14 protein-coding genes and 1 pseudogene are annotated in these 11,226 nt (G+C 51.0%); 3 read left to right on the plus strand and 12 right to left on the minus strand.

Annotation, left to right across the window (positions count from 1 at the left end):
- Positions 1-131: 131 nt before the first annotated feature.
- On the plus strand, positions 132-1,463 hold the full coding sequence (locus KDD30_RS09450) for a DUF2252 family protein (protein ID WP_211645637.1): 1,332 nt from the start codon (positions 132-134) through the stop codon (positions 1,461-1,463).
- A gap of 57 nt (positions 1,464-1,520) precedes the next feature.
- Here the strand turns inward: KDD30_RS09450 and KDD30_RS09455 are convergent, their stop codons facing one another.
- The 9 genes from KDD30_RS09455 to KDD30_RS09495 all read right to left on the minus strand — a co-directional run bounded on the left by KDD30_RS09455 (position 1,521) and on the right by KDD30_RS09495 (position 6,294).
- Positions 1,521-1,673 (minus strand): DUF2256 domain-containing protein, encoded by a 153-nt coding sequence (locus KDD30_RS09455; protein WP_211645638.1) that lies wholly within the window; start codon positions 1,671-1,673, stop codon positions 1,521-1,523.
- A gap of 30 nt (positions 1,674-1,703) precedes the next feature.
- Positions 1,704-2,477, minus strand: coding sequence for a metallophosphoesterase (locus KDD30_RS09460; protein ID WP_211645639.1), 774 nt, complete (start codon positions 2,475-2,477; stop codon positions 1,704-1,706).
- A gap of 91 nt (positions 2,478-2,568) precedes the next feature.
- The gene (locus KDD30_RS09465; protein ID WP_211645640.1) at positions 2,569-3,060 is read right to left on the minus strand and encodes a DinB family protein; all 492 of its coding nucleotides are present in this window, start codon (positions 3,058-3,060) and stop codon (positions 2,569-2,571) included.
- Between the two features lie 9 nt (positions 3,061-3,069).
- On the minus strand, positions 3,070-3,402 hold the full coding sequence (locus tag KDD30_RS09470; RefSeq protein ID WP_211645641.1) for a hypothetical protein: 333 nt from the start codon (positions 3,400-3,402) through the stop codon (positions 3,070-3,072).
- A gap of 150 nt (positions 3,403-3,552) precedes the next feature.
- The gene (gene aqpZ / locus KDD30_RS09475; protein WP_211645642.1) at positions 3,553-4,251 is read right to left on the minus strand and encodes an aquaporin Z; all 699 of its coding nucleotides are present in this window, start codon (positions 4,249-4,251) and stop codon (positions 3,553-3,555) included.
- Positions 4,252-4,470: 219 nt separating this feature from the next.
- On the minus strand, positions 4,471-4,998 hold the full coding sequence (locus KDD30_RS09480) for a cytochrome b (protein WP_211645643.1): 528 nt from the start codon (positions 4,996-4,998) through the stop codon (positions 4,471-4,473).
- Positions 4,999-5,159: 161 nt separating this feature from the next.
- The gene (locus tag KDD30_RS09485; RefSeq protein ID WP_211645644.1) at positions 5,160-5,417 is read right to left on the minus strand and encodes a DUF333 domain-containing protein; all 258 of its coding nucleotides are present in this window, start codon (positions 5,415-5,417) and stop codon (positions 5,160-5,162) included.
- Between the two features lie 165 nt (positions 5,418-5,582).
- Positions 5,583-5,906 (minus strand): hypothetical protein, encoded by a 324-nt coding sequence (locus KDD30_RS09490; RefSeq protein WP_211645645.1) that lies wholly within the window; start codon positions 5,904-5,906, stop codon positions 5,583-5,585.
- 31 nt (positions 5,907-5,937) lie between these two features.
- Positions 5,938-6,294 (minus strand): hypothetical protein, encoded by a 357-nt coding sequence (locus tag KDD30_RS09495; RefSeq protein WP_211645646.1) that lies wholly within the window; start codon positions 6,292-6,294, stop codon positions 5,938-5,940.
- A 200-nt stretch (positions 6,295-6,494) separates the two neighbouring features.
- Here KDD30_RS09495 and KDD30_RS09500 point away from each other — a divergent pair, with 200 nt between their 5' ends.
- On the plus strand, positions 6,495-6,671 hold the full coding sequence (locus KDD30_RS09500; RefSeq protein ID WP_211645647.1) for a hypothetical protein: 177 nt from the start codon (positions 6,495-6,497) through the stop codon (positions 6,669-6,671).
- 293 nt (positions 6,672-6,964) lie between these two features.
- On the opposite strand, the gene KDD30_RS09505 is transcribed toward KDD30_RS09500, so the two are convergent.
- From KDD30_RS09505 to KDD30_RS09515, 3 genes and pseudogenes are all read right to left on the minus strand, one after another.
- Positions 6,965-7,090 carry a DUF2474 domain-containing protein gene (locus KDD30_RS09505; protein WP_211645648.1) on the minus strand — a complete coding sequence of 42 codons (126 nt, stop codon included), beginning with the start codon at positions 7,088-7,090 and terminating at the stop codon, positions 6,965-6,967.
- 13 nt (positions 7,091-7,103) lie between these two features.
- Positions 7,104-8,111 (minus strand): cytochrome d ubiquinol oxidase subunit II, encoded by a 1,008-nt coding sequence (gene cydB, locus KDD30_RS09510; protein WP_211645649.1) that lies wholly within the window; start codon positions 8,109-8,111, stop codon positions 7,104-7,106.
- Between the two features lie 40 nt (positions 8,112-8,151).
- Positions 8,152-9,518: pseudogene (locus KDD30_RS09515) on the minus strand (cytochrome ubiquinol oxidase subunit I).
- 151 nt (positions 9,519-9,669) lie between these two features.
- On the opposite strand from KDD30_RS09515, the gene KDD30_RS09520 reads away from it, so the two are divergent.
- Positions 9,670-11,085 (plus strand): PLP-dependent aminotransferase family protein, encoded by a 1,416-nt coding sequence (locus tag KDD30_RS09520; protein ID WP_211645650.1) that lies wholly within the window; start codon positions 9,670-9,672, stop codon positions 11,083-11,085.
- Positions 11,086-11,226 lie beyond the last annotated feature (141 nt).

Here is an 11,226-nt window from a genome sequence, read left to right on the forward strand (position 1 = left end):
CCCCAATAATTGGTGTCCAACTATTGGGGGTCAGTTCATTGCCCGGCTTTTAACTATTTTCCCACTTTTTTTGTTCTTCTCGCCTGCATCGACAATACTGGAAAAGACTTGGCAACGATTCAGGCAACTGCATGACCTCCAGACCCGATTTTCTCTGCGATCAACTCAGACTCATCGACGGCACCGTACCTTCCACCCAGCATCCGCTGAACAAACATACCAAAATGACCTGGAGCCCTTTCCAGTTTTTCCGGGGGTCTGCTCAGATCTTCTACGCCGATTTGGCAGCCGGTGTTCTGAAGCTACCCGCTCTGCTGCTCGCCAAACCGGGACAGACATTCATCATGGGCGACTGTCATCTGTCTAACTTTGGCTTCATGACCGAAGAAGGCTCGCAAAGCGATCAGGTGATTTTCGCCCCCAATGATTTTGATGATGCCTGTGTTGGCTACGCGGTCTGGGATCTGGCCCGTTTCCTGACCAGCCTGTCACTCGCTGGCGATTTCGCACGCGGTTTGCTGGAAGGAAAATATCTGACCGATGAAACAGAGATTGATGACGATCTGAATGCCATCAATGACGACGACGTGCGCGAAGCCAGTCAGCAGTTTCTGAAGGTCTACCTGAAAACACTGGCACAAGTGATTGACCATGAAGAAACACGATTCAATGTCCTGCAATCTTTTGATGATCATCATGTGCTGCATAAATACAGCCGGAAAGCGGCCAAGCGCTGCGCCGGAGGAAAAGACTTTTACAGTAAAAGTCAGCTGGCAAAATCGACGCTGGTTGAAGACGGCATGTTACGCTTTGCGGAGAAGCCCGGTAAATATGTGCGGCTGCCGTCTGAAGAATATGCCCTTCTGAAAACGACCTTCCGGCCTTATCTGGATGATGAGGTGCTGGATATCGTCGTTCGCATTCATGCGGGCACGGGCTCTCATGAAGCCATGCGTTATTACTTTCTGGTCGGTCCCGGTGATTGCAGAAGTATTGAAGATTTACCCTTGTGCCACATTGTTGAAGTGAAGCAACAGCGTCAGGCAGCACCCATTTTCTCATTTCCGAATCTCAGCCCGGTGAACACACTGAATCCGGCACACCTGACCGCCGACTGTCAGCGGTTTATGCAGCGCCGCCCGGATTTGCTTCTTGATGAAGTCGTCTGGAACAATCAGCACTGGCTGGTTCGTTCCCGTCATCATGCGCGCTTATCGGTCAAACCCGAAGCGATCATCCTGAACGATACCAGTCCGGAACAGCATTTTTGCGAATATGCACAAGCCTGTGGTGAAGCGCTCGCACTGGCCCATGCTCGCGGGGACAGACGTTCAACCCGCTTTGAGCAATTCATGATTCAGCTCTTGCCGGAACAGACGGATGCAATCATCGAAGCCTGTCTGACCTATGCCCGGCAAGTCATCGAAGACTACGGGACTCACTGCAAGCTGATGGCAGAGTGATCTTGTCGGCATCCCCTCGACAAGGAGCATCATGAAAAACCTTATCGGGGAACCGCGTCATTCCGTGGTAGCACGGCGGGATTTTTTCTGTCGGCGGCAGCGTTCTGAGCAATAGATGACCTGATGCCAGCAATCGGCCCATTTTCTTCGCCAGGTAAAAGGTCGTAAACAAACCGGGCAGATTTTCTCAGGCAATGGGCGCTGGGTCATCTCGGAGTATCCTGAAACCGGTGTCTGGCTTTAAATCCAGACCAACTGATCGCTGTCTTTTTCTCGGAGAAACGCATATTCCTGAAACAGCCCGAGCACTTCCCCGCCCCGGCGGTATTTCAAAATCATCCCCCGATCTCCCATCGACATCGCACCATCAATATAAATCCGATTACCGCACACTTTCGGTTTTAAGCCTGTGACAATGTTATGGCCCATCACCACCGCATCAATATGCGCGATAGCCATCTCGGGTTCATGCAGAAATGCTTCGCGATCCCAGATCGCATCCGTCAACGCTTCGTCACTCAGCTGTCCATCGTCGCAGCAATGCGTAAAATGCTGCCAGTCGAACGGTGAAGGGACCGCCGCATGGACCAGACCAATCTGATGACCATTAATTTGCAGGGTATAACAAACAGGCAGTGCCTGCGCAAACCGTAAAGATGCCTGTAATGCCTCAGGATCGCAGTGCTCATGCCAACGGCCACCGTTCATCAGCCATAAGGCCAGATGATCCGGATTCCGGACTGCACGGCATGCCATATGCTCATGATTCCCCTGAATGGCATAGACTGCAGGATTGTTCTGGACGAACGCCAGTATTGCCATGGAGTCTGGACCCCGGTCAATCAGATCCCCCAGAATAAACAGCCGATCCCTGATCTGTCCGTTGTGTGGATACCTGAATCCGACTTTCTCCAGAACATCCAGCATCAGTTGATACTGACCGTGTGGATCCGACAGAAAATAAATGTCGTACTGGATATCAAGTTGCAGATATTCATGCATGATTGTGTCCACAGAATTTCCGTGTGCTTTATTTAAGTTTAGCAAGTGGAAATTCTGACTCACAAAGATCCAATCATTCGCAGCCACCGGCAGGCGATGAACGCTATTTTTCGCGTCTCTGCGGCTGTGTTTGGTGCCAGAAGCCAGCCAGTGTATCTGCCGGGGGCTGAATTCCCAGCTCCGCCAGAATCCGCCCGACAGCACCCCGGTGATATCCGCCGTGCATCAGGATATGGAACAGCATTTCTTGCGGCGTCATACACCCAGCCTGACCATCCGTAAACTGAAACTGAATCGGTTGATTCAAAGTTGCTGCGTCAGCAGAAGTCACATAATCCAGATACCAGTGATCTAATGCTGCAACTTGTGTCTGGAGCGTCTCGAGTGCTGGCGTCTCTTCGGTATTGGTTGCGGTGTAATGATGTGTATGACCGCTCAGATGCGCCTTAAAAATATCGTCCGTGACATAGATATGATTGAGCAACCGAATCGCGATATGTCGTTCCCGCGGATGACGCTCGGCGTCAATCTGGCTCACGGCCGAATAGATTTCCCGATTCGCCCAGATTTTATAGTCGAACAAAGCCTTGAACATGATGCGCCTTCACTCAGCTTTTTCTGAGTCTAAATACTGCTTGGCTTTGCGACCGACAAACCGACGTCCTGCATTATTGCCATTGATCCACTCATCCGGGCAAAATAAATCAAACAGACCGATTTTCACTAAGGTCGGCACCGCCATCTCCAGCTCTGCCTCAACCGCATCACGATGTCCGGCATTAAAACGTTCAATATTGTGCAGCATCGCTGCAACCGTTCCGGTTTGAACCTGGGTCCCATCCTTCAGCTTGACCGCAGGTAAACGCTCCCCTTCAGCCACGACTTTCTGGTTAACCGCACCCAATTGCTGCGTATTTTCGGTGATCGAGTCTGACATTACATTCTCCCATCCATTCAAACAGCCAGTATTTTACAGGCAATGCACTCAGTTTCACAAAAGAAATCATGCGGACTGAAAACATGACCTTGCTGACCATGTAAACATGGACCAGAGCAGATTGATACCGATACCCTCAAATAAGGTTGATTAAGTGTGGTCTGCCGATTCTGCAGCCACCGTCTTGTAGATCAAAGCGCCGATGATTGCGCCGATGATGGGGGCTATCCAGAACAGCCAGAGTTGCGCCAGCGCCCAGTCACCGGCATAGATCGCAACGCCAGTACTCCGGGCCGGATTCACCGAAGTATTGGTGACAGGAATGGAGATCAAGTGAATGAGTGTCAGACACAAGCCAATCGCAATCGGGGCAAAGCCTGCGGGAGCGCGGGAGTCTGTAGCCCCCATAATGACAATCAGAAACATCATGGTCATCACCACTTCACACACCAGTGCCGCAAGCAATGAATAACCGCCAGGTGAGTGCTCGCCATAGCCATTGGAGGCGAATCCGGCAGAGAGATCAAAGCCCGCCTGACCGGAAGCAATGACATACAAAACGCCCCCGGCAACCAAACCACCAAGCACCTGGGCAATGATATAGGGTAAGAGTTGATTGGCGGGAAAACGGCCCCCAGCCCACAATCCGAACGACACGGCAGGATTTAAGTGACAGCCCGAAATATGCCCGATCGCAAACGCCATGGTCAGCACAGTGAGACCAAATGCAAGGGCGACGCCCATAAAGCCAATCCCCAGCTCAGGAAATGCCGCCGCAAGCACGGCGCTGCCGCATCCCCCCAGCACAAGCCAGAAAGTCCCGATAAACTCGGCGAGATATTGATTCATCTTTTTCTCCTCCCAACCAACAGACGGCATTCTTGTATCAACAGGACTGTATCAACAGGACAGACACCGTTTTTTGATGAGTATAAGGAGCCGGACAATGCAAAAGATGAAAATTACAGGAAAAACCGTTTTTAAAACAAAAATCTGAAAACAGAGATCCATCCGTTCAGACAAAAATGGCCTGCTCAGGCAGACCATTTCGACTCATGTATCCTTGTATTACCACATCCGGGTCAGCACATCTTCATGGCTTTTTCTGATTCGGTGCCAGAAAACCATCACGATATGGCCCAGCGTGAAAGCCAGCAGCAACCAGGCCAGTTCCCCGTGAATCAGATTTCCCAGACCGACCATCCACTCGATTTTTTCACCATCGAAGCCATCCATCAGCGGGATGCCAAAAGGAGAGAACGCGCGGCCTGAACCATATTGACGAATTAACGCCAGTACAGGAATGACAAACATCAGCCCATACAAGGCCCGGTGGCCCAGCACTGCTGCCCGGTTGACTGATGCCGGGCGACGGGACCGATTCATCAGCGCCCAAAGCCCCCGGAGCAGCACAAACAGCAGCAGCAAAAAGCCCATCGGCTTATGGAGTCCCCATAAAAGCTTGTCCAGCCAGGCGTCCTCAAAGAAGAAACGCGTCAGAGCCGTCAAAAATTGAGCCGACAATAAAATCGCCATTCCCCAGTGAAAAAAGCGGCTGACCTTGCCGTAGTGCTGCTGGTTATCAAAAACTGACATGGCATTATCCTTATTTTGCTTCCAGTGAATTCAACCATAGACACTCAGCAATGAAGATCTATCCCGAAGCAGCAACAGATTTACATTCCCTGACACGATTGCGGGAACAACCGCAGCACAATGAAAAAAACCACAACATATGTTGTGGTTTCTCAGGCCGTTTACAGGGTATCCGCTTCGTCCAGCTGCGGGTGATTTTCCCGGAAATATTGCCATGCTTCGACTCTGCGACCATCCGACAACACACAATAAGTGACGCGTTGACCGTCTTCGGTCACCATGTCGAGCTTGCCACCCTTTTCTACGCAGTAAGTCGCCGCCGGGTTCGCCAGTCCGATGGGTTTTTCTGCCACCCGTTCGGCACAGCCAGATAAAATCGCTGCCGCTGCGACTGCGGCCAGTAAATGCATTCTGTTCATGCGCATCTCCAAAAATTTCCCCCAAGGGTTTGACAATCATCAGTTCAGTCAAAATATCGCACGATATTCCCACCCGACAACTGACTCAGTGCTTGAATAGTGGCGCGCGTCACAGAGAAGATTCAGCAGGCTGTATCCTTTCATAGACGTCGTCAAAACATCCGTTCAGACCATCATCAGAATCAATAACATCAGACAAAAAGACGATAAAACCAACCCAATCCAGCCCAGGATAATGGTGGTGGTTTCTGAATACTTCGTATGCCAGCCCGGAAATAAAATCGCCCCATAAGAAGCGAGCGGCACGAGGTAAAGCAGGACGCCAGCCCGGTGAATCTGTTTGATGATCTCTGGATGAAATACATGATGAACACCGGCATAAATGACCATCACAATGGAAGCCAGCATGACATCAGCATAAATCACATCGTCTTCCTGAAAAATCAAATAGAACGTAAAAAGCCCTACGGCACAAAGTGCTAATATCATCCTTCCCTCAGCAAACAGCTCACTCTGGAAATTACTGGTTTTTACGCAAAGCTTTCAGTGCTTCACTTTCTATCGCGCGGGCTTTCCCGGACATCCCGAACATGACGGCAACGGCACCAAACATAATGACCACGTTGACAGGCGATTCTCCAACAAACAACATGAACATCGCGTTCAGCATCCCGGTCAGTGCCAGCACAATCATCCAGTTTGATAATGACTTCACATGGCGAATCGCATCTGCTTCCGATTCGGCTTCCACCGAATCCGCTACCAGCATCAATCCGGCATCCTGACACGCCTGATACTGAGCTTTCAGATCATCCGGACTCACGTTTTCTCGGGCGCTGTACATCATCCCTTTTTTCATCACAAAATATGTTTTCACGCCAACACCTGCACTTTCATCACCTCAACAACACCTATCTCTTGGTCCTGGTCCGGATTTGGACTTCACCTCAGTCACCAAGGCGACGGAAGAGCGGCCCGGATTTAGCGTGCTAAACCTCGCAAAAATCATGCTGTAAATTTGCTGAATGCATAGCGAGTGTATATACATTGTCTATGCGTGTTTCATGGTGAACCCGGATGGCCAATCGCAATAAAGTCAAAGCAGGTAAGAAAAACAGCCAGTTAGTCATCAGAATCAATGGTGAAGAACGGGATGCTTTTGTTGCTTTGTGCGAAGAACTGGACACCAGCGCGGCACGTGAAGTCCGCCGCTTTATCCGTCAGTTTGTGAAAGAAAATTCACAGGCATCCTGACAGTGGTTCACTCACGCATGTGATCTCAGGATCAGGTTGATACGTAAGGCAAAACAGCAGTTCCTTTCCTGTCAGCCATTCACTCATTGAACCCAAAGGAGAAATGAAATGGCAAAAGTCACCAAGAAAGCGAAGAAACTGAAAAAAGAAATCAAAGTGCGTAAAGCCAAAGTTGCGAAGCACTCCGACAAGCTGAAAAAGCTGAAGAAGAAACTGAAAAAAGCCTGATTTTTCAGTGAGAACAAATCCGATGACCCCGTCATCGGATTTTTTGTTTTCCGTGCGAAAGCGAATTAAGCGGTTAACCCTGCCGCATTCATCAGCGTTCGGAACAACCAGGAAACACACCCCAATGCGACCACGCTGCTGCCCCAAATCAACGCCAGCCAACCGTATTGTTTCAGTGTCTGAGTTTTCATCCGTTGCGCTCCGTTAATGATAATGTTCTTCCGGGTCCACTTTGCCGCTGAATACAGCGTAGCTCCAGAAGGTGTACAGCAAGATAAAAGGAATGATAAACAGGGCACCCACCAGCATGAACCCCTGGCTTTGAGGCGGCGCCGCTGCCTGCCAGATGGTCACATCCGGCGGAATGATATTCGGCCACAAGCTGATCCCCAGCCCGCTGAATCCCAGAAAGATCAGCCCGAGCGACACGACAAAAGGCTGAATTTCTCTGCGTTTTTTCACCGAGATAATCAAGAGTGCTGCCAGCAACACAGTCAACAAAGGCACCGGGGCGAAATAAATCAAATTCGGCAGGCTGAACCAGCGTTCCGCGATATCCGGATTCGCCAGAGGCGTCCACACGCTCACCACGACAATCACCGCCAGTAATTGAAGCAAAATTTTGGGCGCCAGAAGATACATGGTGGCCTGAAGCTCGCCTTCAGTTTTCATGGTTAGCCAGGTGCATCCCAGCAACGCATACGCAATCACCAGCCCAAGGCCGCAAAACAACGGAAACGGGGCCAGCCAGTCAAAAGCGCCCCCGGCAAACTGTCGGCCTTCGACCGGAAAACCTTCGATGACAGCCCCCACCACGACACCCTGACAGAACGTCGCCACCAGTGAACCCACCATAAAGGCTTTATCCCAGAATCCCAGATGGGAAGGCAGCGCTTTAAACCGGAACTCGAACGCCACACCTCTGAATATCAGTGCAATCAGCATCACGGTTAAAGGAATCGTCAGCGCATCAGTGATCACTGCGTAAGCCAGCGGAAACGCACCAAATAAACTCGCGCCTCCCAAAACCAGCCAGGTTTCATTCCCATCCCAGACTGGCGCAACTGAATTGACCATCACATCTTTCTGTTCCGCGTTTTTCACCAGAGGCATCAGAATCCCAATGCCCAGATCAAAGCCATCCATGGTGATATACATCAGCGTGGCAAATACAATGATGCCAAACCAGATGACCGATAAATCTACACCCATCGCTGTCTCCTTCCTTCGTTCTTATTCAAATATTGATGCTTCAGATCCGACCGGAAACGGTTGGCAGATCATGAGGAACGGCTTCATCACCGGGCTGCGGCCCTTTCTGGATTTGATGCACCATGTAGTAGTAACCAAATCCGAAGACCAGACTGTAAACCACGAAGAACGTCAGCAAACTGAGACTCATATGCAGATCGCCATGGGCAGACACGGCTGCATCTGTTCTCAGTAATCCGTGAACCACCCAAGGCTGACGCCCCACTTCCGTGGTGATCCAGCCTGCCAGAATGGCAATCAACCCTGTGGGCCCCATCCACAGAGAAAACTTCAAAAATCCGGTGTGCTGATAAAGTTTCTTTTTCTTACGAAGCCACAAGCTCATCAGCCCCTGTACGATCATCAGCAACCCCAGCGCCACCATGATGCGGAATGACCAGAATACGACGGGCGCATAAGGACGTTCATCTGCCGGAAAATCCTTCAGGGCCGGAATGGGTTCAGTCAGGCTGTGTTTCAGAATCAGGCTGGCCATGGCCGGAATTTCAACCGCATAATCCGTGCGTTCTGTTTCCATATTCGGCCAGCCGAACAGAATCAGCGGCGTCGGTTCTCCGGTGCTGTTATCCCAGTGCCCTTCCATAGCTGCGATTTTAGCTGGCTGATATTCCAGCGTGTTCAGTCCGTGCAAATCCCCCAGGAATGCCTGAATGGGTGCGACAAACACCAGCATCCACATCGACATCGAAAACATCGTCCGAATTGGCCGGCTTTGATTGCCACGCAGCAGGTGCCATGCGGCAGATGCCCCTACAAAAGTGCACAACTCAGGAAAGCTGCAACCCCCATATGCATGAGCCGATACGGGAAAGAAGGGTTAAAAATCACCGCAAACCAATCCACAGGCACCACTTGTCCGTCGATGATTTCATGACCCTGCGGGGTATGCATCCAGCTATTTGAGGCCAGAATCCAGAACGTTGAAATAATGGTACCCAGTGCAACCATACAGGTCGCAAAAAAGTGCAGATTATCTCCGACCCGTTTCCAGCCAAAGAGCATCACGCCCAGAAACCCAGCTTCAAGAAAAAAGGCTGTGAGCACCTCATAGGTCAGCAAGGGGCCGGTGATACTGCCGGCAAATTCAGAGAAACCACTCCAGTTCGTGCCAAACTGGTACGCCATGACTAACCCGGAAACCACGCCCATGCCAAAGTTCACGGCAAAGATTTTCGACCAGAAGTGGTATAGCGTTTTGTAATCTTGCTGACGGGTTTTCAGCCACAGTCCTTCCAGAACAGCCAGATAGCTTGCCAGCCCAATGGTGATGGCCGGAAAAATAATGTGAAACGAAACGGTAAATGCGAACTGTATCCGCGCGAGCATGAAAGCATCGAGTCCAAACATAAGCTTCCTATTGAGTCATTGAAAAGCACGCTTATATTGAAAGAACCCAATCGAAAAAACAGATACAGAACCAAACTCAAAACCTATAACAGTTTTATTAAAAAATTGTTATATTTCCACTTCCTTTCATTCCTCTATTCCGGGACTTACTTTGGCGAAGTATGAACAACTGGCGTCGCAGATCCGCCATCAGATTGAATCAGGCATCTGGCGTGCCGGTGAAAAAATGCCGTCGCTGCGAAAGCAGGCGGAACACGCAGGCATGAGCCTGATGACGGTGATGCATGCCTATCAGCAACTCGAGTCTCAAGGCTGGCTGGTCGCACATCCCCGTTCGGGTTACACCGTCGCCGAGAGCATCCAAATGCCTTCCCAGCCTCAGAATGCCGCTGTCGAAACGGCCGAGGCGGTCGACATCAACAGTTTCATCTTTGATGTCCTGCAAGCCAGCCGAAAACCCTATATGGTCAATTTCGCTTTTGCCTATCCGGATCCGAACCTGTATCCCCGGCATCAGGTCAATAAATCGCTGATGCATGCCGCCCGCAGCATGTCGGTTTCGAATGCGCTGGATAATTTACCGCCGGGGAACGACACCTTGCGGACCATGATTGCCCAGCGCTACGCCGCCAAAGGGATCAGCATTTCACCAGATGAAATTGTGATCACCGCTGGCGCGCTGGAGGCGCTGAACCTGAGCCTGCAAGCCGTCACACGCCCCGGTGATTGGGTGGTGGTGGAATCCCCCACTTTTTATGGCGCGCTTCAATCGCTGGAGCGCCTTGGCCTGAAAGCCTTATCCGTCAGAACCGATGCCAGAACCGGCATTGATCTGGATTCGCTGGAACGGGCCTTTCAGTCTCATCCGGTGAAGGCGTGCTGGCTGATGACCAATCATCAGAACCCGCTGGGATTCACGCTGACGGAGGAGAAAAAGCGGCAGCTCATGATCCTGCTGAATAAGTATCAGGTCGCGCTGATTGAAGATGATGTCTACAGCGAGCTCTACGGAGGCACAGAGCAGCCTCTCCCTGCCAAAGCGTTTGATGTCCATGGCAATGTGATGCTGTGTTCCTCCTTTTCCAAATCTCTGGTTGCCGGGTTCCGGATCGGCTGGGTGGCGGCAGGCAAGCGCGCACTGGACATTCAGAAACTTCAACTCATGAGTACCCTGACCACCAGCGTACCGATTCAGCTGGCGCTGGTTGATTATCTCAGTACCCGAAACTATGAACACCACCTGAGACAACTCCGGCGAACGCTGGACAGACGGAAGAAAGCCATGTGCAAATTACTGGCACAGACTCTCCCGACAGAGGTCGAGATCATTGCCGGGGACGGGAGTTATTTCGTGTGGCTTCGCTTGCCTGAAACCTCTGATACCATGGCGATTTACGCACAGGCACTGGCAGCGCAGATCACCCTCGCACCAGGCAAAATGTTTTCACCCGGCACGCAGTTTAACCACTGTCTGCGGCTGAACACGTCCTTCGAGCTGGATGAACGGCATACTCAGGCGATCCTTCAATTGTCCCGAATCATCCGGCTTCACTGCTGCCGTGATTGAAACGCCAATGCCAGCTGACTGACCGGCAAAGAAGCACTCAACTGCATTGATTTCATCAGAATTTCTGATGATTCCCTCTTCTTCATTACCCACCATACGGCCTCGGATGAATATGGATTCACACGATAGAAAAAACCGATG

This window comes from Photobacterium sp. GJ3 (genome assembly GCF_018199995.1).
Lineage (GTDB): Bacteria > Pseudomonadota > Gammaproteobacteria > Enterobacterales > Vibrionaceae > Photobacterium.

Coding starts and splice junctions, on each gene's coding strand:
- KDD30_RS09480 (WP_211645643.1), bottom strand. CDS start 4,998: ATGTCAGTTTTTGATAACCAGCAGCACTACGGCAAGGTCAGCCGCTTT.
- KDD30_RS09500 (WP_211645647.1), top strand. CDS start 6,495: ATGGCCAATCGCAATAAAGTCAAAGCAGGTAAGAAAAACAGCCAGTTA.
- aqpZ (WP_211645642.1), bottom strand. CDS start 4,251: ATGAATCAATATCTCGCCGAGTTTATCGGGACTTTCTGGCTTGTGCTG.
- KDD30_RS09470 (WP_211645641.1), bottom strand. CDS start 3,402: ATGTCAGACTCGATCACCGAAAATACGCAGCAATTGGGTGCGGTTAAC.
- KDD30_RS09485 (WP_211645644.1), bottom strand. CDS start 5,417: ATGAACAGAATGCATTTACTGGCCGCAGTCGCAGCGGCAGCGATTTTA.
- KDD30_RS09450 (WP_211645637.1), top strand. CDS start 132: ATGACCTCCAGACCCGATTTTCTCTGCGATCAACTCAGACTCATCGAC.
- KDD30_RS09505 (WP_211645648.1), bottom strand. CDS start 7,090: ATGAAAACTCAGACACTGAAACAATACGGTTGGCTGGCGTTGATTTGG.
- KDD30_RS09465 (WP_211645640.1), bottom strand. CDS start 3,060: ATGTTCAAGGCTTTGTTCGACTATAAAATCTGGGCGAATCGGGAAATC.
- KDD30_RS09490 (WP_211645645.1), bottom strand. CDS start 5,906: ATGATATTAGCACTTTGTGCCGTAGGGCTTTTTACGTTCTATTTGATT.
- cydB (WP_211645649.1), bottom strand. CDS start 8,111: ATGGGTGTAGATTTATCGGTCATCTGGTTTGGCATCATTGTATTTGCC.
- KDD30_RS09455 (WP_211645638.1), bottom strand. CDS start 1,673: ATGACCCAGCGCCCATTGCCTGAGAAAATCTGCCCGGTTTGTTTACGA.